A 15,294-nucleotide genomic window follows, 5' to 3' on the forward strand; every position below is an offset into this window, starting at 1 on the left:
CGCCACGAGCAACGCGCGCTCGAAATCGTCTGGAAATTCAGGGTTGCCAAACGCCGAATGTTCCGACCAAAATTCCATGCCGAAATGCTGGTATTCGCCAGGCTTCATGACCGGTATGAGATCGCGCGTTTGGCGACTTGTCGTGCCGGGCTTGTTGACCAGTTCGATGCCGGCGCAGCCCATGAAGTGCATCCGCTGGCTCGACATGAGCGCGCGCCAACGTTCTGCATCGTCCTGAGCACTGGCAAGTGCCGCTTCAGCCTTCTCGGCGCGAGCGGTTGCTTCTCCGGCTACCACGCACATATCTCGATGCATATCAGCCAGTCTTTCGGCTCTGGCTTTCCAAGTCTCGATGGATGCCGCCGCTTGTAGGGCCGTTTCCGTGCCGAAGATAGGACTGCGCAACCGCTCAATAAGCGTCACCTCCCCTTCCGCTATCTGCCCTACAGGGGAGGAGAGGGCTGCGAAGATGCGCTTCAAGACTTGTGTCTGATGACCATGCACTTTGCCGATTTCATCGACCGGACAGCCAAATATGGAGAACAGACTTAGGCGCTGCTCATCGGATAGATCGCGGAAAAACCATAGCGAGAGTTTCCGCTGCGCCATTTCTCTCGTGACGTTCATCATTCTGGCCTCTGGGATTGGAGGGTGGCGCGAAGGTGATCGGCATACGCCACGAGCAACGCGCGCTCGAAATCGTCTGGAAATTCAGGGTTGCCAAACGCCGAATGTTCCGACCAAAATTCCATGCCGAAATGCTGGTATTCGCCAGGCTTCATGACCGGTATGAGATCGCGCGTTTGGCGACTTGTCGTGCCGGGCTTGTTGACCAGTTCGATGCCGGCGCAGCCCATGAAGTGCATCCGCTGGCTCGACATGAGCGCGCGCCAACGTTCTGCATCGTCCTGAGCACTGGCAAGAGCCGCTTCGGCGCGGGTGGCGCGGTCGTTGGCTTTCTTCCACCGCTCGTTGGCTGCGTCTCTGATCTCGCGAATACGCGCAACGCATCGTTCCAGATCGGCCGTATAAATTTCACCAATCTGCCTCCCAAAGTACTCCGAGCCGCCGCCCGTAAGCCCGGTGATCGCTTTGGTTGCCTCGCGCGCGTACTCCACCAGGTCCGATTGGACTGCTGGTGTGGGTGGATGGGTGAGAAGAGCAGTTTCGATGTCTCGTCCGATGTCGCGAAAATGGCCCATATAGATTTCGAATGCCGAGGTAGGAGCCAGCCTCAATTCGCTGGCCGCGTATTCGGCTCCGGTCTTGACCAGGTTGCGGTATTCTTCGATGAGGCCGGAGACATCGCGATTTGTCATCGGCTCCGATGCCGGCTCCTGTATGGAGAGGGCGCCGAGAATGCGAGCTTCGAAATCGGCCTGTGCGGCGGCCTTGGCCGCTTCGAGCGAGCCGAACCATTCCCACCTGCCTTCGTTGAACCAGCCATGCGTGGTTTCAGCCGACGCGCGATGGTCACGGACGATGATGAATTCGCCGTAGGGCCGCGCCGCTGTCCAGCGGTCACTATCATCAGACAGAAACCACTCAAGTTCGCGGACCTTCACTCCCTGCTCTTGAGGGGCGCGGGAAGATTCGGCGGACTGCGCGACAATCGTTTCGCCAACTTCGATTGCGCGGTTGAGCGTCGGCAAATGCCACGAGCCTGTGAGCCTCATATCCTTGAGGAAGATGAGGAACCCCGACATCGGCGTCAGCGCAGCATCGTTCTGCGCTTCAAGCGCTTCCGGCTTCAGAGGGGCGGTGCTCTCGGTCATGGCTTCCTCGCAGACTTAATGATGGTTTCGGCAGCCTCGATTTGGCCGGTGACTTCGTATAGCTTGATCGCCAGTTCGAACGGGTCGATGCCGCGCGACCTCCAGAACTCAAGTTCTGCCCCGGAATGCTGTTCCTTGTGCTCGTCCGGCGTCAGCGGGAGCGTCCAAGCGTCGTCTGGCTTCTGCTGCCCTCCGGTGTGCTTCTTGCGGTGCAGGGCGCTCCCTGACCGGATATGGCATGCTTCACAGCCATAGGCGCCGCTCAGGACGCTTGGAAGCTTGCGGATGAACGCAAGGTGCGCCGGGTCCTCAATGCGCTTGGTGGCCTTGCTGGACTTGTCATAGACAAAGGCCGTGTCAGGGCGCTTGATTGCGAAGCCAGCCATCACCGCACCGCCATATCGGATTCAATGATCTCAGAGATCAGCCTTGAAACTTCCTTCATCAGAAGATCGAAGCTGTAGGCCTCCATAAGCTCCTCATGGGGAGGTGTCCTGAGTCTGTCTCGTACTCTGCGCCAGTGAGCGCGGACGGGTTGGAGCTTGTACATCATGCTGCCTCGCTCCTCTCGGTCACGCCGCGCTCGACGCCAAGCAGGTCGTCCAGAGCGTCAAGAACAGCCTGCTTGGAGGCTTGGAACGGTTTGGCGCCCATGGCCTTCACAGACTGGCTCTGCGCCGTGTAAACGCGCACCACGGCCTCGCGGACGGTCACGACGGCGTAATCGTCCATGGGCTTGATGAACGCGGCCACGCGCTGCGCTTCTGCCTTGGACGCGCAGACGATCGAACGCTCGTCAGCATAGCCGGCGCGGATGAGTAACTTCTTGCGCAAGACTTCGGCGGTCGGGAACTCCTCAAACAGCCGATCGGGGAGGTTTGACCACGCATTGCCGAGGGCGGCAAAATAATGGTTGTGGCTGATCTGGCTACGGTCGTGATGCTCGACCATCTTGTAGACTTCGCCGATGACGAAATCCTTGTCGGCTCGAGCCGCCCAATAGTTGGACATGACCCGGAAATTGCCTTCGCCTTCGTATCGAAGGTTGATTGGTGCGGTTGTCATCTTGACCTTCCTGCCGGGACCATTCGCGATCCCGGCTTCTCTGGTTAGCCTGCCAAAAGGGTTAGTTCGCCTGGCACGACGGTTTCCGGGTCGTATTTTGACTTTAGCCGGTGAACCGTGAGGCGAAGCTCATTGAGGAAATCAGTCACGTCGGTTTCGAGCGAGGTGATCATCACGTCGTCGCGGGGCACCCTCTTGATGAAGGTGCTCATCGTCGCCGGCATGCGTGGATCGAATGAAACGAAGTCGCACCAAACCCTTCCGGTACATGCCATCTGCCATTGCATCTGCGTGATGTATTTGCCGGCGATGGTTCCCGTCAGAAGCGTTTCGATGTGGCTGGCAGTCAGCGGGCACTTTATCTCGATAAGCCCGTCCGCGCCCACGTAGCCGTCCGGGCTGGCACCTGTGTCGGCAATATTCGGATGCTTGACGAAGCTGGCGGGCTCGACTGTGGCGTTGGTGAAGAACTCGTAGGTGCGCCGCGCCTCCGGTTCCATGTCGGTGCCCCACTGCATTGCAGCATTGGTAAAGCTCTCGGCAACAGTGCCGGTCAGCCGCTCGGCAACCAGCTGCGCCATGTAGTTGGCCCGGCTGGCACCCCATCCAGTCTTGGTGCGCGCGATGACATCGGCCACGCGGGAGGCCGTCACCTTGCCGGCACGCTCGGTAAACCATTCGACTGTCCCTTGCTCGGTCATCACGAAACCCGCCGCTTCTTCGCTTCCAGGGACTTGATGACGCGCTCATATTGCGAGGCGGCGATGTCGGGCACGGACTCAACCTTCATCAGTTCGCAAAAGCGCTGAATGTCGGTTTCCGTCTCTTCGATCAGCTTGCGGATGGCAGCGGCTTGCTCAGAAGTGATCGGTCCATCATCCGCCGTATCTCCGGCGTGCTTGGCATCGTCATCCTCGGCAGCCGCAAGACCCAGCGCTGCCTTGAGCGTCATCCGCTGGAGATACGTCAGCGTAGAGCCGACTTGCTGGAGACTGTTCTTGTTGCCGCTCTCGTCACGCGGCCCGACAAGGCTGTTCTCCTCGAAGTATCCAAGGCGATGCGACACGACACATGTTACGCTCACAGGCTCGGTCGGCGCGGAACTGGTGCGGAAGCGGTAGGACAGGCCATGCTTGCTCAGGATCGGGTTCACGGTCCGGGCAATCTCTGCCAAGTCCTCGTGCCGGTAGTGTGTGCGGCCCTTGCTTGACGTGAAGTCCACGACACGGTTCTTGCTGATGACCGGGATCTCGGCTTTCGCCGCCGCCATGGCCTCGTCAAATGCCTTGCGAGCCTGGCTGGCTTCCCAGCGCTCTTGAAGGGCAAGAAGCCGCTCCAGCGTCTCCGGTGTGGCGTTGCTGGTCAATGCGCGATCAATCATGTCCATCGGCGTGACGGAAACGGACGGCGCTGCTACCATCTCACGCTTGGCGGTGGTAGGCTCGTGTTCGATAAGTGCGCTGGAAACCGTGTTCATGCTGCCAATCCTTCTTGGTGAAACTCTTGGTGCCGGTCTTTATCCGCAAGGCTGACGATGGTTTCGGCTTCGGATGGGCTGATGCCGGCGGTGAGGAGCAACAGGCGCTCCCATGCCATGCGCTGGGCGCGGGACAGGTCCAGCAGCAGGGCCATCTCGGCGATTTGGTCGCGTGGCATGTCAGCACGAGCACGAAAAATAGGCTTCGCGGTTCCCGCGCTTGCCAGTGATGGTTTCCCAATGCGACCACCATTCATTGTCGATGTGGTCGCGGGCGGATTCGTAGGGGCCAATATGTTCTTCCTCGCCGGCGTGGATGGCGTAGGCATAAGCCTCGGCTTCGCTTTTCCCTTCACCGTCGCCGTAGTAGTCCTCGGAGACATGCTCCATGGCCCACTTGCGCATCCACGCTTCCGAAGCAGCCTTATCGGTCACGTAATGCTCATCGGCATCAGCATGGAACGTCGCTTCCTCGGGGAATGCCGGATGGCTCCAGACATGCCGCAATGAGGTGATGGTGCGCGGCAGGACGACGAACCAAAAGCGCTGGCCAGACTGGACAAGATCGCCTAGAAATGGATCGACAATGCCGGTTGCGTCGTGGCTTGCCGGGACCGCAAAGCCTTCCTCGATCTTGACGCGCTCACCAGGGCGAAGCCGGACGCCGGCAATGGTGGGCTCGACCGCCAGATGGATGGCGTCCCGCCCGCTGTTGTCGGGGATGGGATGCGTTCCCAGCGTGTCGAGGGCGTCGGTGGAAACGGTGTGCTTCTGGTTGCTCATTCGAATTCGTCCTCTTCATCCGGATTGGCAGGCTCAAGCTCAAGCTCATCCGGTCGGATGCCCTGCAAAAGCTGCCGGTAGGTGATGTCGGCATTGATCTGGTAATATTCGCCGCCGACGCAGACCAACCGGCTAGGACCAAGCACTGAGCCATTGCACCGCGTGGTGAGAACGCGCACTTCCTGGTGGGGGCGCTGGCGGCCGATATTGCTGAGCGTGGTGGCCATGCCTTGGACTGTGCGGCTGTGGGCGGTCATTGGTCCGCTCCTGTAGCCTTGGCGATGGCCCGGCGTACCTGTTCACGCGTTTCACCGACTGACGATCCGAAGCCAGCCCGCATTTCGGCCTCAAGCTGCTTGAGCGCGGCCAGCATTTCTGGTGCAGCGGCGATCAGGCGGGCGTTTGCCTCGACGCGCGGGAAGTTCCCCTCGTCCAGTTCCGTGGGCCACGGTAAAGCAACACCGACGAGCCCGCCCAAGTTGTCGCCTATTATGCCGCAACTCCCGCGCTCCTCGCCCTCATAGCAAATCCCCTGAGACAGCCACGGGCCTGGAGTGAACGTATGCGCTGTCTTCTCATCTGCGGTCATTGGTGTTCTTGTCCGGTTGATGGGGGTATTTGCTTTGGAGGGGGTCAATCGGTGTAGGCGATGTACTCAAACCGCCCGTCTTTGAACGAACTGAACCGGCCGCCGAAGGTGCCCTTGACGACTGCCTCAACCTCTTGTCTTGTGGTTCCGTCCGGGTAGACGCCGATCACCTTCTGGGATGCGTTGCTGTGCATCTCGATCCGGTAATCAATCTTCGTAGGGTCAAGGATGCGCTTGGCGCGCTCCACATAGGCGAAGTCGTTACCGAAATGGATCGAGGCGATTTCCTGGACCACCAGCGGGTCGTCCGCTTCTTCCCATTCGCAAACCGGGCAGAACGCCGTCACGGACGTACAGGAGAAGCACGGAGGGTTGATGTGGCAGGAGCAATCCTCCGACTTGTGCATTTCGATGACGCCAGCACACGCGGCCCGATTGCAGACATCTCCATCGGAGTATCCAAGCTTGGGTTTGTCTGTCGCGTTCATCTGTCGTTCCTCAGTTGTATCCAGATAGGCGGGGAGGGGTTGGGAGGGCGGCTAGACTTTCGCCAGCGCGCTCTTGAAGAATTCGATAGGGGTATCTCCCTCGGGAACATCGCCAGCGTTGGCGCGGGCAAGATGACGGCTGAGAGCTTCGATCACGGCTTCTCGCTCGTCTTTGCTGAACTTGACGGTGAAGGTGACGGTCTTCGGCTTGTCGGCCGTTGGCAGCCTCTCCTGAACGTAGTCTGAGAGTGTTCTGATCTCCCGCTCGCGCCGGCCTTTGTGCTCATGAACGGATGGCACAATCCCATGCCCGCTATCGGTGAAGCGGATTTTCGGGAGGCCCCTAAAGTTCTCGGCCTTCTTCGCGTTGGTCGTGTAGGCGCGATAGCGGCAGTCGCTCCAATCGGCGGTGCTTCGCATTTCCAAGCAGAAGGTCGGCATTGTCGTTTTCCCTTGTCTCTTGCCTATCGGCTTTGCGGGGGTGAGGGGCTATGCCGCGAGGCTTGCAATGGCCGAGGAGGCATTCCGCGCGGGGCGGATATCGGCAATGATGCCGTCGCTCGTGATCTCGAACGGCAGCTTCGTCGTGGCGATTGCCTTTGAAACGAGGCCGAGTTTCTTGGCTGAGATGCTGATCACGCAGGCCTTGCCAGTCGGCGAGGTGCTGAACGCCTTGTAGGAGGATGCGCCCTTCGAGTTGCGCGGGATCAGGGCAATGAAGCCTGAATGCTCGCCGGAGCCGAGCATGATGTTGAAGAACATCGGCTCGCCGACCTTCTTATAGACATCCTGAGAAATGGTGATCGCGGCTGTGCCTGGCGTGCTCTTGCTGATCCTGACCTGAACGGTGCTGATCAGCGCTGCGGCGCCCTTGAAAACCCCGCGTTCTACATCATGAAAGGCCATTGTTACTCTCCTGTCCCAAGGCGAGATTGCCGTTCGGGTGTAGGCAGTAATTTACTCCCAGCAAAAACCGATTGCAAGCAAAAAAGTTACTGCCAGAAAAAATTTATTGCGGGGGAGGGGCGGATCGCCTAAAAGAAAAAGGCTCCCGAACGGTTCACGCCGCTGGAGCCTTACGGTTGACGGCAAATTTCCTTGGCAGGTTTGCAGCCATCAACAGGTAGCATTGTTATAACGTTACGATGCCGCCGTCAATCAAAATCCTGCCAACGGGTTCCCGATCCTTCTAAAATCGGGCCGTGCGGAGATGCCGTTTCGTGGCTAACCCGCATATGAACTGGCAGACGGCAAGACACGCGGGCTAGGACGGCCCTGAACGCCCCGCAAGGGTGGATAAACGACGAAAGCGGTGAGGTCCGGCGCTAATGCCCGATCTACCAGGAGTGCGAGACCCTCAGAGCCGCCGGGAGCTTCCGGCATCATCTCGGTCGATAATGCGTGCAGTGCCGTAACAGCATACGCCTACGGAATCAGACGGGATAGATGTGAGATACCTCACCCTCCGTCTTTGCCTTGCTGTGTCTTCAGCCGGCCCTTTTCAAAGCTTTGACGACCTCAGAAATTTGGCGCTTTTCGCCTTCCGACGCGTGATCCCAAAGAGACCAGATCGCATCATTGTCATCTGGGTTGCGCATCAAAAGTGAGGCCGGGTCCGTCTGGAGCGCATCAGCCAGCAGTTCAAGCGTCGATTGTTGATACCCGCTCTGGCCGCGCTCCAGAAGAGAAAGAGCTGGGGCCGACATCTCGATGCGGTCGGCCAGCTGCTCTAATGTCAGGCCACGATATTTGCGCCACTGGCGAATGAAGGTCCGCCGGTACTGTTTGCGCTGATATCGGTCTGCCCTTTGGATCATGGAAGAGATTGTGCACTGCACTCATCGTGCCCTCCATGCAGCGCCAGCAAAAAAATAACTTGAAGTAAATTTATCTCTGAGTTAAAAGGGGTGCTATGAGCAAAGCACCGCATCCCCTCCGCGAATGGCGCAAGAGCCAGCCCAGCCCGACCAACCCCGCAAAATCCATGAGCCAGGCAGAGCTTGGCGAACTGGTCGGGGTGGGGTCGGCGCAAATCTCGCTCATCGAGAGCTGGGATCGCGGCTGCTCGTATCAGGTGGCCAAGAAAATCACGGATCTTGCCGGCGATGCGGTGTCGCTTGAAACGCTCATCACCAAAGAGGCGAGCGCTGCCTAATGCGCCACCATCATCCCCACGACGATATTCCGGAATTTCCCGCTGATCGCCTTCATGGACAGCGCGGAACCCGCATAGGCAGCTGGCCCGCTCATGACGATGCGCGCCACAACAACGCTTTCCTCGCCCTGATCGATCAAGGACCGCTGCTTGGCGAAAAAGGTAAAGCGGAAAAGACCGTCGCCCAAGTCCTCCACATCGTGCAGCCCAGAACAGAAAATATCCGGCACGATAGCCGGTTCGACAAGCGCCCTTCCCATGCTGTTGCCTCCCGCCAGCGGGGTTTTTCTTATTGCTCGCCGGCTGGACATCAGGTTCGGCCATATCGCGGTGCACAAGCAACGGCGCCATTAGCCGATTTAACAGCGATTGTTTCGCGTGGTTACCGAAGCGTTGAGGGCTGCTCATTGCCGATCACTGGCAAGAGCCTTGCGCAGATCGCGGGCGAGAGCACGCGCGACGGTATCAGGCAGAACAAGCCGGTTCACGATGCGGTGTTCCTCGCCATGCGAGACCCATGCGATCAGGCGCACTTCGCCATCGACCCGTTCTACATCGACGCCGACCGCGAACACGTCGAGGACAATCACCGGCTCAGTGAGCGGTGGGTCGCCTTCATCGGACATCAGGATTCTCCGGGGGTGGCATCATGAAGAAAGCGACATTTTTCCTCGGCCACGCTGGCGTCCGATATTGGGAAGATGCCTTTGTCAATGATGTTGAGGATACGGACGGGACTCTTATCCCTGGCCGTGTTGGCGATGATTGGTGCGTCAAGATCGACATTGCAACTGGAACCATCATCGATTGGCCTCAAAGCACAACGGCCGACATTCATTACAAGGTCTGCGACGCGGGCGAATACTGGCTCCTCGATGCCGAGGGGAACAAGATCGCTGGTCGAGAGGGGTATGTTCCCGGCGACTTCCTTTGTCACGGCGACAACGGCTTTGGTGATTACATCATTCTCAAGGTCGGCCATGACGGAAAAATAGCCAGCTACGAGCGCCCGGAAATTGTCCCGGAAGATTGGACATGGGCCGCAGCATGAGCACTCCAGACTCCAACGGCTGGCACGACATTTCGACGGCGCACAAGGACGGCTCGTGGATGTTTCTCTACTGGCCCACGATGTCGATCACGTCGTTCCCGCAAGTCGGCTTTCACATGGGCGACGAATACGGCTGGGAACTGGCCAACGATCGCGACTATGGCGAGGTGTTCCCCACGCATTGGCGGCCGATGTTCGCCCCTCCCGTTTCCCATTCGTCATCGCCCCCTCCTCCCCCAATGACGAAGCCGGCAGCTTGTCCTCCCCTCGCTGCCGGCACCATTTCAGAAGGTGACGCATGATCACCTCATTCCCCATCTTCCGGAGCGTAACTTTCGCGCGATCTACCCTCGTCAAGGATGCGTCCGGAAATAGGACGCGCGGTATCCTTGGGCCTGATTTTTTCGAACACATAATCCAACTGTCCCAAATCCGCGCGTCTGCCGTATTCCAATCCGCTAGCCAACTCCTCCCGGCTGTCGGTAAGCTGCGGACGGCGATCGAGCGAACCCGAACCCAAATCGCTCTCGCCGTCCGCGCCTTCGTCCGGGGACAACGGACGATCCAGAATTCTTGCCGGGCTCTGAGCGCCGGCAGCTCTCTTCTTCGCTCGCTCGTCCAGCACCCGCAAAAGTCGGGACGCAGCGGCTTCCATGCTCTCTTCCTCGCGCCAGTTCGGCTCCTTTCGTTGCTGATCGCTCATGAAAGCAACGTAGCAGAGGGTTCATGTCATGAGCGGCAAGTCACATGTAAAGGGTAACAAAATGTCTGTGGTCGATATCAACGATCCGATGTTTGCAGGCAGAAGCGCCAAGAAAATGGCGGCGGACCTGTTGGGGAAGTACCATCGGGGTCCCGGTGATAACATCGAAACGGCAGCTTATCGCATCCAATCAGAATGCGGAGTTGACGCAGAGATCATCATGCAGGGCTGGAACCGACCGGCGCGGGGGATGCTTACTCATCGTTGGCTCCCATTGTTTCAAGCCTGGTGCCAAGCCGGGTTTGCGAAAGCAGATGCAGCTTACGACGAGGAAAGGGCGCGCCATGAGGACTATCCGGCGCTTGTTAGGCTGGCTGATTTTGTGGCTGGCAAGAAAGCTAAGGGGTGAGTGATGAAGAACCGACTCTCCGATCTAAACAACCATCTGTTCATGCAACTCGAACGTCTTGCTGACGAAGGCATGACAGCGGAGCAATTGGCGGGCGAGGTCGAGCGTGCCGACGCCATCGTTAAGGTGGCTGACAAGATTGTCGACAATGCCCGCCTGTCGTTTCAGGCCTGTGAACTCGTCGCGAAGCATGGCGACCGCTTCATGAAGCATCTGCCAATGATCGCGGAATCGGAGCCCGCCGCCGTCCTTGACTTCAAGAAGAAGGTCGAGGGCGGATCATGAAGGGCCATTGGATAACATACAGCTCCGAGGAAATGCGGTGGCTTGAAGCCAACGTGTGATGGTGATCAGCGACTATCACAGAGCCTTCGTAGCGGCCTTCAGGCGCGAAGACGTTTCGGCGGCGAACCTCCATTCCCTACGGAAGCGCAAGGGCTGGATGACCGGTCGAACCGGATGCTTCACGAAAGGCCAAATCCCTGTGAACAAGGGCAAGACTTGCCCGCCAGGGAAGGGAGGACGCCACCCTAACGCCCGTAAGACGCAGTTCGTCAAAGGCCACGGACGCAGCGGCATTGCAGTCGACCTTTACAAGCCAATCGGCACCGAGCGGCTGAGCAAGGACGGCTACCGCGAGATCAAGATGCACGACGGCATGCCGCTGCAATCTCGCTGGCGTGCGGTTCATCTGGTCGAGTGGGAAAAGCTGAACGGAAAGATCCCAAAGGGTTTCGCGCTGAAATGTCTCGATGGCGACCGTCTCAACACCGATCCGATGAATTGGGAGTGTGTCCCCCGCGCATTGTTGCCGCGTCTCGGTGGCCGTTTTGGCCGTGGTTATGACGCCGCGCCAGCCGAGGTTAAGCCGACCATCATGGCAATAGTCAAGCTCGAACACAGCGCCCGCGAAAAGTCGAAGCGCGCAGCCTAATCCACCCACTAACAGGAAAGGAAAGCACCATGAAGTGCCAGACCATTTCGACCCTCGATGGAATATTCACCCTAGACGACAGCGGCTTCTATGTCCCGATTGTCGAACCTGATCCTGAGATATCCGTTTGGGCATTCCGCACATTCTGGCTCGCTGCGATTACGTTCTGCATCCTTGTGCTGTTTGGAGCTGGATATTGCGCGCTTCAGGCATGGCGGGCTGTGGAGGCGTTGGCAGGAATTTCAATCAACTGAGGAGCCTGAAAATGAACATGCAAGCCACAGTCAGTGCCGTTGCGTTCGCAGGCATGGAGCGGTTCCATGAGATCCCTGACGCGGCTGCAATCCTTGTAACCCAGGCAGGCGTCTACCGGCAGGTAAAACTATATCGGCGCGGCGATGAAGTCTACGCCGGGCAGGGCACCGGATTCATCCGTCTTTTCCGCAATGGTGGGACATCCACGCCGCACACCAAATATGCCGGTCTCGACTTGGCCGGCCTCAGGGCAGACGAGGACAGACTTGGGCGCCTCATCATAGGTGGCGGCAATGGTTGATCTCGCCAAGCATGCCAATATGACGGACGTCCTGACTGTGCCGCGCGCTGCGATAGCACGGTCTATCGTCGGTATGGCGCATTTTGCCTCAACTGGTCCGGCCGGTGCCTCGTGCGGTCAGTGCGAATTTTGGGTCGCCGTTCGCAAGAAGATGATCTGCGAGAAGTATCGTTCGCTCACGGGTGACGACAAGAAGGCAATCCCTGTCACAACACCAGCCTGCCGCCATTTTGTGGAGCGGCCGGAATGAGCGAGCGCATCCCGCACGACCACATGGCGCACGCGCTCGACCTTATGGTCGCGGCCAAGGTCAACTGGCTGTCTCGTTTCTCGGACGGGAAGCAGAAACGTCCAGACCATGAGATCGACCTTAAGCGCCGCGACATCGAAGTGTTGCGCCAAGCCGCCGCTGATTATCGCGCTGCCGCCTCACGTGATGCGAGGGCTGCATGACGCAGCGCAAATACCGAAATGTCCCGACAGTGATCGACGGCATCCGCTTTGCCTCGAAGAAGGAAGCATATCGGTATTGCGAATTGAAGCTACTGGAGAAGGCCGGAGAGATATCCGGCTTGAGGCTCCAGCCGCGCTATCCACTCACAGTAAACGGGCTGCACGTCGCAACCTACGTCAGTGATTTTGAGTACACCGACAAAAATTCAAACCGGCTTGTCACGGAAGACGCGAAGGGCGTTCGCACCCGCGATTTCATCAACAAGGCCAAGCTGTTCCATGCGCTCTACGGTAGGGAGGTTTTGCTTTCATGAGCATCGAAGCTTTTGCCAAGGAACTCATCCGCGCATCTTGGGAAGGTTGTGATGGCGGCGACATCATCCAAGAGATGGCCGAGAAGCATGGCCTCATCAAGAGCGTGCCATTCGATCCGGCAAAGCACACCGATGATACGGGCTATAGCGGCATCGGAGATCCATGGTTCGTCTTCGCTGGGCCTCTCGCCGGAGAAGGCGCATGACCCTGGAAGCCCGCCACGCCATTCTAGACGCTCTCCTTGCCGTCCTCGATGACGAGCATGCCCAAGAACTCATTCAGCACCGCAAGGCCAAGAAGGCGGCTCTTACGCCTATGGCCACGCGGATACTTATCAAGCAGTTCCTGCTCTACGGCGATCCAAATGGGGCCGTCGAAGAAATGATCAACCGCAACTGGGTCGGCTTCAAGGCTGACTGGATGCCGAGACGTGCGCTCCAAGCGTCCACAGGCCATTCAATGATCGATGCGCTGGCGAGGACACATTGAACGCGCTCTGTCAAATGGACTGCGGAAGAGCAGTCACAGCCAAGGGTCTATGCATGGCGCATTACCTGCGGCTGCGCAGGTACGGCGATCCTTCGCGCGGTGGCGAACTATCCGTTCGCACACGTACTAATCCAGCGAAGATAAGTGAGTTTATCGCAAGCGCTTTAGAGAGCGACATGCGCGAATGCATCATCTGGCCCTTTGGCAAAAGTGATGGGTATGGAAAATTCGGCAGCACATACGCACACCGCTTTATATGCGAGCAAAAGCACGGACCATCGCCCTCGGATATACATGAAGCAGCTCATGGTTGCGGCAATGCGTCCTGTGTGAACCATCGGCATCTTAGATGGGCTCTCCCGAAGGAAAACAGCGCGGACAGGCTAGTCCACGGCACCCATATTCTTGGGGAGAAGTGCGGCACGTCCAAACTCACTTCTGACGATGTGAAAGAAATCCGCCGGCTGCATGGGAAAGTTACCGGAGCAGAATTGTCCCGCCGATACGGTGTAGGCCAGATGCAGATTAGTCGAATTCTCCGGCGCCAAAGGTGGGGCTGGCTCGATGACTAACTACCCCGCCGTCCAAAGCCGGTCCTTGATGCCACTCAGTGCTGATGAGGCCAGAAAACCCTTAGCAATCTTGTTTGCGGCGTACCCAGACCCGTGGGTGGACAAAACCGCAAGCCATGTCCAGAGGCTCATGGACGCCAAAGTATCGGCCTATCTCCTGGCAGTGCAGGGCCTTCCAGCGTGGTCCATAGAATCTGCCGTAAAGGACTTCATACAAGGCCGCGTAGAGCGCAAGCGCCGTGACAAGCTGCCAACGGCTGAGGAAATCGCTGCAGTCGCTCGGGAGCATGTGACCGTCGAAGCAACCAAGCAGACCGCAGAGCGCGCACGTCGAGAGCAGATCGCCGAATCCCAGGCTTGGGAAGAAAAACAGCGCTGGCTCAAGACATCAGAGGGTCAGGAGCATCAGCGCCAACGTGCCGAGCGCGCTGCGTTGATCATGCGCACAGCCGCCAGAGAAGCGTGAGCAATCTACGAATCCGTGGCGACTGGGGTGCCTGGGAAGAAATTGAGGCACTAGTCCACAAAAGGAAGCAGGCAAATGCTGAACGAAAAGCAAGACGACTGGGGACTGACCCAGATCCAGTATGCGCACCGGGAAAAGCAGCGAGCGCGGGACAGGATGAGGAAGCGGATGCAGCGGGCGAAGATCAAGGCAGCGCCTCCGATGGTCTGTGAGTATCCTGTGGATAACTTTCAATGCTTTCGTCTGAAAATGCAAGATATTCAAGACCTTGATATACTGGCATATCGAAAATACGTCCCCAACAGAACAACACTCGGATTGCTGATGACGGCCAAGGGCGATGGGGACTGGATCAGCCTGCCATACGTGTCGATTTTGCAAGGACTAACACCATGAAGGCTCGAACCAAAGCGCAGAGACGAGGGCGCCCACGCAAATCAGGCCAGCGCGAGGCAAATGGCCAGCCACAGCGCGCGAGCGTGGCAGAAACGCGCCAAGGCAACATCGAAGCCCGGATGCGCCTCCACGGCCTTACCCTGGTCCAGGCAGGGGACAGGTTGGCTGGCTATGAGGTCGGGCGCCTCTACCTTCGCGGCCAAATCGACCTGGTGGATGTCGAACTGTGCGATGATTACGTGCAGACAGTCGCCCGCTTCATGAGCCTGACAAACCCACAGCATCCGTTCCCCAAGGCAATGGACTATGTGGCCACGATCAAAGGCCTGGGCGGCGAGCCGACACAAGGGCAAATCGACCGCACCCGCAAGCGCTATGAAGACTGGCTTCAGCCGCTGAAGGAATGCGACAGCCGCTCCCAGATGACGTTCCACGGCGTGGTGTTCTATGATCACCCGGCAATGATCAATTTGGCTCAGGTGAAGGAATGCATCGGAGCGCTGAGAGCGAAATTCCGGTGAAAACATTTCGCTTGCGAAACGATCGCGCCCATGTGATAAATGCACAATCCCACAAATCATAACAGCGCCTCGCAAATCAGCGGGGCGTTTTACGTTG

General features: G+C 58.3%; 33 protein-coding genes. 16 read left to right on the forward strand and 17 right to left on the reverse strand.

All coding sequences use genetic code 11. The annotated features are described in order from the left end of the window. The 14 genes from CK227_RS10250 to CK227_RS10315 form a co-directional block, all read right to left on the reverse strand. A partial coding sequence (locus CK227_RS10250) for a hypothetical protein (RefSeq protein ID WP_143750490.1) occupies positions 1–630 on the reverse strand: 630 nt, incomplete at its 3' end. Beyond that, positions 627–1,775 (reverse strand): hypothetical protein, encoded by a 1,149-nt coding sequence (locus CK227_RS10255; RefSeq protein WP_095804127.1) that lies wholly within the window; start codon positions 1,773–1,775, stop codon positions 627–629. The genes CK227_RS10250 and CK227_RS10255, both read right to left, overlap by 4 nt. Continuing rightward, complete coding sequence (locus CK227_RS10260; RefSeq protein WP_095804128.1) at positions 1,772–2,161, reverse strand: hypothetical protein; 390 nt, start codon at positions 2,159–2,161, stop codon at positions 1,772–1,774. The genes CK227_RS10255 and CK227_RS10260 overlap by 4 nt, the downstream gene beginning before the upstream one ends. Positions 2,162–2,324: 163 nt before the next feature. Next, positions 2,325–2,840 (reverse strand): hypothetical protein, encoded by a 516-nt coding sequence (locus CK227_RS10265; protein ID WP_095804129.1) that lies wholly within the window; start codon positions 2,838–2,840, stop codon positions 2,325–2,327. Between the two features lie 44 nt (positions 2,841–2,884). Beyond that, complete coding sequence (locus CK227_RS10270; RefSeq protein WP_095804130.1) at positions 2,885–3,541, reverse strand: lambda exonuclease family protein; 657 nt, start codon at positions 3,539–3,541, stop codon at positions 2,885–2,887. Next, positions 3,541–4,317: an ERF family protein gene (locus CK227_RS10275; protein WP_095804131.1), complete on the reverse strand. Its 777-nt coding sequence runs from the start codon at positions 4,315–4,317 to the stop codon at positions 3,541–3,543. The genes CK227_RS10270 and CK227_RS10275 overlap by 1 nt, the downstream gene beginning before the upstream one ends. After that, positions 4,314–4,472, reverse strand: coding sequence for a hypothetical protein (locus tag CK227_RS36675; RefSeq protein ID WP_179302405.1), 159 nt, complete (start codon positions 4,470–4,472; stop codon positions 4,314–4,316). Before CK227_RS36675 ends, CK227_RS10275 begins: the two co-directional genes overlap by 4 nt. Positions 4,473–4,497: 25 nt before the next feature. Further along, complete coding sequence (locus CK227_RS10285) at positions 4,498–5,100, reverse strand: hypothetical protein (RefSeq protein ID WP_095804133.1); 603 nt, start codon at positions 5,098–5,100, stop codon at positions 4,498–4,500. Beyond that, the gene (locus CK227_RS10290; protein WP_095804134.1) at positions 5,097–5,357 is read right to left on the reverse strand and encodes a hypothetical protein; all 261 of its coding nucleotides are present in this window, start codon (positions 5,355–5,357) and stop codon (positions 5,097–5,099) included. Before CK227_RS10290 ends, CK227_RS10285 begins: the two co-directional genes overlap by 4 nt. After that, positions 5,354–5,689: a hypothetical protein gene (locus CK227_RS10295; protein WP_095804135.1), complete on the reverse strand. Its 336-nt coding sequence runs from the start codon at positions 5,687–5,689 to the stop codon at positions 5,354–5,356. The genes CK227_RS10290 and CK227_RS10295 overlap by 4 nt, the downstream gene beginning before the upstream one ends. 44 nt (positions 5,690–5,733) lie before the next feature. After that, on the reverse strand, positions 5,734–6,177 hold the full coding sequence (locus tag CK227_RS10300; RefSeq protein ID WP_095804136.1) for a hypothetical protein: 444 nt from the start codon (positions 6,175–6,177) through the stop codon (positions 5,734–5,736). A gap of 51 nt (positions 6,178–6,228) precedes the next feature. Beyond that, positions 6,229–6,618, reverse strand: a complete 390-nt coding sequence (locus CK227_RS10305) for a hypothetical protein (protein ID WP_143750491.1) — start codon at positions 6,616–6,618, stop codon at positions 6,229–6,231. Positions 6,619–6,666: 48 nt separating this feature from the next. Further along, on the reverse strand, positions 6,667–7,083 hold the full coding sequence (locus CK227_RS10310) for a hypothetical protein (RefSeq protein WP_095804138.1): 417 nt from the start codon (positions 7,081–7,083) through the stop codon (positions 6,667–6,669). A gap of 581 nt (positions 7,084–7,664) precedes the next feature. Continuing rightward, complete coding sequence (locus CK227_RS10315) at positions 7,665–7,994, reverse strand: helix-turn-helix transcriptional regulator (RefSeq protein ID WP_095804139.1); 330 nt, start codon at positions 7,992–7,994, stop codon at positions 7,665–7,667. 95 nt (positions 7,995–8,089) lie between these two features. Here CK227_RS10315 and CK227_RS10320 point away from each other — a divergent pair, with 95 nt between their 5' ends. Next, positions 8,090–8,332, forward strand: a complete 243-nt coding sequence (locus CK227_RS10320) for a helix-turn-helix transcriptional regulator (RefSeq protein WP_095804140.1) — start codon at positions 8,090–8,092, stop codon at positions 8,330–8,332. Here CK227_RS10320 and CK227_RS10325 read toward each other — a convergent pair. Continuing rightward, positions 8,329–8,592, reverse strand: coding sequence for a hypothetical protein (locus CK227_RS10325; protein ID WP_143750492.1), 264 nt, complete (start codon positions 8,590–8,592; stop codon positions 8,329–8,331). The two genes, CK227_RS10320 and CK227_RS10325, sit on opposite strands and share 4 nt — an antisense overlap. A gap of 144 nt (positions 8,593–8,736) precedes the next feature. Further along, positions 8,737–8,958, reverse strand: coding sequence for a hypothetical protein (locus CK227_RS10330; protein WP_095804142.1), 222 nt, complete (start codon positions 8,956–8,958; stop codon positions 8,737–8,739). Positions 8,959–8,981: 23 nt separating this feature from the next. On the opposite strand from CK227_RS10330, the gene CK227_RS10335 reads away from it, so the two are divergent. After that, positions 8,982–9,383, forward strand: a complete 402-nt coding sequence (locus CK227_RS10335) for a hypothetical protein (protein WP_095804143.1) — start codon at positions 8,982–8,984, stop codon at positions 9,381–9,383. Further along, positions 9,380–9,685 (forward strand): hypothetical protein, encoded by a 306-nt coding sequence (locus CK227_RS10340; RefSeq protein WP_143750493.1) that lies wholly within the window; start codon positions 9,380–9,382, stop codon positions 9,683–9,685. The genes CK227_RS10335 and CK227_RS10340 overlap by 4 nt, the downstream gene beginning before the upstream one ends. A 5-nt stretch (positions 9,686–9,690) precedes the next feature. On the opposite strand, the gene CK227_RS10345 is transcribed toward CK227_RS10340, so the two are convergent. After that, entirely contained in the window at positions 9,691–10,086 is a 396-nt protein-coding gene (locus tag CK227_RS10345; protein ID WP_095804145.1) for a hypothetical protein, read from the reverse strand. A 28-nt stretch (positions 10,087–10,114) separates the two neighbouring features. On the opposite strand from CK227_RS10345, the gene CK227_RS10350 reads away from it, so the two are divergent. The 13 genes from CK227_RS10350 (at position 10,115) to CK227_RS36125 (ending at position 15,197) form a co-directional block, all read left to right on the forward strand. Beyond that, on the forward strand, positions 10,115–10,495 hold the full coding sequence (locus CK227_RS10350) for a hypothetical protein (RefSeq protein ID WP_095804146.1): 381 nt from the start codon (positions 10,115–10,117) through the stop codon (positions 10,493–10,495). A 3-nt stretch (positions 10,496–10,498) separates the two neighbouring features. Beyond that, the gene (locus CK227_RS10355) at positions 10,499–10,780 is read left to right on the forward strand and encodes a hypothetical protein (protein WP_095804147.1); all 282 of its coding nucleotides are present in this window, start codon (positions 10,499–10,501) and stop codon (positions 10,778–10,780) included. A 199-nt stretch (positions 10,781–10,979) separates the two neighbouring features. Further along, positions 10,980–11,429, forward strand: a complete 450-nt coding sequence (locus CK227_RS10360) for an HNH endonuclease (RefSeq protein WP_210421571.1) — start codon at positions 10,980–10,982, stop codon at positions 11,427–11,429. A 29-nt stretch (positions 11,430–11,458) separates the two neighbouring features. Continuing rightward, positions 11,459–11,683 carry a hypothetical protein gene (locus CK227_RS10365; RefSeq protein WP_095804148.1) on the forward strand — a complete coding sequence of 75 codons (225 nt, stop codon included), beginning with the start codon at positions 11,459–11,461 and terminating at the stop codon, positions 11,681–11,683. An 11-nt stretch (positions 11,684–11,694) separates the two neighbouring features. Next, complete coding sequence (locus tag CK227_RS10370) at positions 11,695–11,985, forward strand: hypothetical protein (RefSeq protein ID WP_095804149.1); 291 nt, start codon at positions 11,695–11,697, stop codon at positions 11,983–11,985. Then, positions 11,978–12,235 carry a hypothetical protein gene (locus CK227_RS10375; RefSeq protein ID WP_095804150.1) on the forward strand — a complete coding sequence of 86 codons (258 nt, stop codon included), beginning with the start codon at positions 11,978–11,980 and terminating at the stop codon, positions 12,233–12,235. Before CK227_RS10370 ends, CK227_RS10375 begins: the two co-directional genes overlap by 8 nt. Next, positions 12,232–12,438, forward strand: coding sequence for a hypothetical protein (locus CK227_RS10380; protein ID WP_095804151.1), 207 nt, complete (start codon positions 12,232–12,234; stop codon positions 12,436–12,438). Before CK227_RS10375 ends, CK227_RS10380 begins: the two co-directional genes overlap by 4 nt. Then, on the forward strand, positions 12,435–12,752 hold the full coding sequence (locus tag CK227_RS10385) for a DUF1064 domain-containing protein (protein WP_095804152.1): 318 nt from the start codon (positions 12,435–12,437) through the stop codon (positions 12,750–12,752). The genes CK227_RS10380 and CK227_RS10385 overlap by 4 nt, the downstream gene beginning before the upstream one ends. After that, positions 12,749–12,958 carry a hypothetical protein gene (locus CK227_RS10390; RefSeq protein WP_095804153.1) on the forward strand — a complete coding sequence of 70 codons (210 nt, stop codon included), beginning with the start codon at positions 12,749–12,751 and terminating at the stop codon, positions 12,956–12,958. Before CK227_RS10385 ends, CK227_RS10390 begins: the two co-directional genes overlap by 4 nt. Then, complete coding sequence (locus CK227_RS10395; protein WP_095804154.1) at positions 12,955–13,242, forward strand: hypothetical protein; 288 nt, start codon at positions 12,955–12,957, stop codon at positions 13,240–13,242. The genes CK227_RS10390 and CK227_RS10395 overlap by 4 nt, the downstream gene beginning before the upstream one ends. A gap of 702 nt (positions 13,243–13,944) precedes the next feature. Further along, a complete protein-coding gene (locus CK227_RS10405; RefSeq protein ID WP_143750495.1) occupies positions 13,945–14,280 on the forward strand; it encodes a hypothetical protein in 336 nt (111 codons plus the stop codon). Between the two features lie 75 nt (positions 14,281–14,355). After that, positions 14,356–14,676 (forward strand): hypothetical protein, encoded by a 321-nt coding sequence (locus tag CK227_RS10410; protein WP_095804157.1) that lies wholly within the window; start codon positions 14,356–14,358, stop codon positions 14,674–14,676. After that, a complete protein-coding gene (locus CK227_RS36125; RefSeq protein WP_143750496.1) occupies positions 14,673–15,197 on the forward strand; it encodes a hypothetical protein in 525 nt (174 codons plus the stop codon). Before CK227_RS10410 ends, CK227_RS36125 begins: the two co-directional genes overlap by 4 nt. Positions 15,198–15,294 lie beyond the last annotated feature (97 nt).

Origin of the sequence: Mesorhizobium sp. WSM4308 (genome assembly GCF_002294905.1) — a bacterium.
Classification (GTDB): domain Bacteria; phylum Pseudomonadota; class Alphaproteobacteria; order Rhizobiales; family Rhizobiaceae; genus Mesorhizobium.

Excerpts from the sequence above, each read along its gene's own strand:
- CK227_RS10255 (WP_095804127.1), bottom strand. The coding sequence starts at position 1,775 with ATGACCGAGAGCACCGCCCCTCTGAAGCCGGAAGCGCTTGAAGCGCAG.
- CK227_RS10270 (WP_095804130.1), bottom strand. The coding sequence starts at position 3,541 with ATGACCGAGCAAGGGACAGTCGAATGGTTTACCGAGCGTGCCGGCAAG.
- CK227_RS10290 (WP_095804134.1), bottom strand. The coding sequence starts at position 5,357 with ATGACCGCCCACAGCCGCACAGTCCAAGGCATGGCCACCACGCTCAGC.
- CK227_RS10390 (WP_095804153.1), top strand. The coding sequence starts at position 12,749 with ATGAGCATCGAAGCTTTTGCCAAGGAACTCATCCGCGCATCTTGGGAA.
- CK227_RS10320 (WP_095804140.1), top strand. The coding sequence starts at position 8,090 with ATGAGCAAAGCACCGCATCCCCTCCGCGAATGGCGCAAGAGCCAGCCC.
- CK227_RS10350 (WP_095804146.1), top strand. The coding sequence starts at position 10,115 with ATGAGCGGCAAGTCACATGTAAAGGGTAACAAAATGTCTGTGGTCGAT.
- CK227_RS10375 (WP_095804150.1), top strand. The coding sequence starts at position 11,978 with ATGGTTGATCTCGCCAAGCATGCCAATATGACGGACGTCCTGACTGTG.
- CK227_RS10335 (WP_095804143.1), top strand. The coding sequence starts at position 8,982 with ATGAAGAAAGCGACATTTTTCCTCGGCCACGCTGGCGTCCGATATTGG.
- CK227_RS10345 (WP_095804145.1), bottom strand. The coding sequence starts at position 10,086 with ATGAGCGATCAGCAACGAAAGGAGCCGAACTGGCGCGAGGAAGAGAGC.
- CK227_RS36675 (WP_179302405.1), bottom strand. The coding sequence starts at position 4,472 with ATGGCCCTGCTGCTGGACCTGTCCCGCGCCCAGCGCATGGCATGGGAG.
- CK227_RS10395 (WP_095804154.1), top strand. The coding sequence starts at position 12,955 with ATGACCCTGGAAGCCCGCCACGCCATTCTAGACGCTCTCCTTGCCGTC.
- CK227_RS10260 (WP_095804128.1), bottom strand. The coding sequence starts at position 2,161 with ATGGCTGGCTTCGCAATCAAGCGCCCTGACACGGCCTTTGTCTATGAC.
- CK227_RS10325 (WP_143750492.1), bottom strand. The coding sequence starts at position 8,592 with ATGGGAAGGGCGCTTGTCGAACCGGCTATCGTGCCGGATATTTTCTGT.
- CK227_RS10265 (WP_095804129.1), bottom strand. The coding sequence starts at position 2,840 with ATGACAACCGCACCAATCAACCTTCGATACGAAGGCGAAGGCAATTTC.
- CK227_RS10365 (WP_095804148.1), top strand. The coding sequence starts at position 11,459 with ATGAAGTGCCAGACCATTTCGACCCTCGATGGAATATTCACCCTAGAC.
- CK227_RS36125 (WP_143750496.1), top strand. The coding sequence starts at position 14,673 with ATGAAGGCTCGAACCAAAGCGCAGAGACGAGGGCGCCCACGCAAATCA.
- CK227_RS10370 (WP_095804149.1), top strand. The coding sequence starts at position 11,695 with ATGAACATGCAAGCCACAGTCAGTGCCGTTGCGTTCGCAGGCATGGAG.
- CK227_RS10380 (WP_095804151.1), top strand. The coding sequence starts at position 12,232 with ATGAGCGAGCGCATCCCGCACGACCACATGGCGCACGCGCTCGACCTT.
- CK227_RS10300 (WP_095804136.1), bottom strand. The coding sequence starts at position 6,177 with ATGAACGCGACAGACAAACCCAAGCTTGGATACTCCGATGGAGATGTC.
- CK227_RS10285 (WP_095804133.1), bottom strand. The coding sequence starts at position 5,100 with ATGAGCAACCAGAAGCACACCGTTTCCACCGACGCCCTCGACACGCTG.
- CK227_RS10405 (WP_143750495.1), top strand. The coding sequence starts at position 13,945 with ATGGACGCCAAAGTATCGGCCTATCTCCTGGCAGTGCAGGGCCTTCCA.
- CK227_RS10340 (WP_143750493.1), top strand. The coding sequence starts at position 9,380 with ATGAGCACTCCAGACTCCAACGGCTGGCACGACATTTCGACGGCGCAC.
- CK227_RS10275 (WP_095804131.1), bottom strand. The coding sequence starts at position 4,317 with ATGAACACGGTTTCCAGCGCACTTATCGAACACGAGCCTACCACCGCC.
- CK227_RS10295 (WP_095804135.1), bottom strand. The coding sequence starts at position 5,689 with ATGACCGCAGATGAGAAGACAGCGCATACGTTCACTCCAGGCCCGTGG.
- CK227_RS10315 (WP_095804139.1), bottom strand. The coding sequence starts at position 7,994 with ATGATCCAAAGGGCAGACCGATATCAGCGCAAACAGTACCGGCGGACC.
- CK227_RS10385 (WP_095804152.1), top strand. The coding sequence starts at position 12,435 with ATGACGCAGCGCAAATACCGAAATGTCCCGACAGTGATCGACGGCATC.
- CK227_RS10305 (WP_143750491.1), bottom strand. The coding sequence starts at position 6,618 with ATGCCGACCTTCTGCTTGGAAATGCGAAGCACCGCCGATTGGAGCGAC.
- CK227_RS10310 (WP_095804138.1), bottom strand. The coding sequence starts at position 7,083 with ATGGCCTTTCATGATGTAGAACGCGGGGTTTTCAAGGGCGCCGCAGCG.
- CK227_RS10330 (WP_095804142.1), bottom strand. The coding sequence starts at position 8,958 with ATGTCCGATGAAGGCGACCCACCGCTCACTGAGCCGGTGATTGTCCTC.
- CK227_RS10355 (WP_095804147.1), top strand. The coding sequence starts at position 10,499 with ATGAAGAACCGACTCTCCGATCTAAACAACCATCTGTTCATGCAACTC.
- CK227_RS10410 (WP_095804157.1), top strand. The coding sequence starts at position 14,356 with ATGCTGAACGAAAAGCAAGACGACTGGGGACTGACCCAGATCCAGTAT.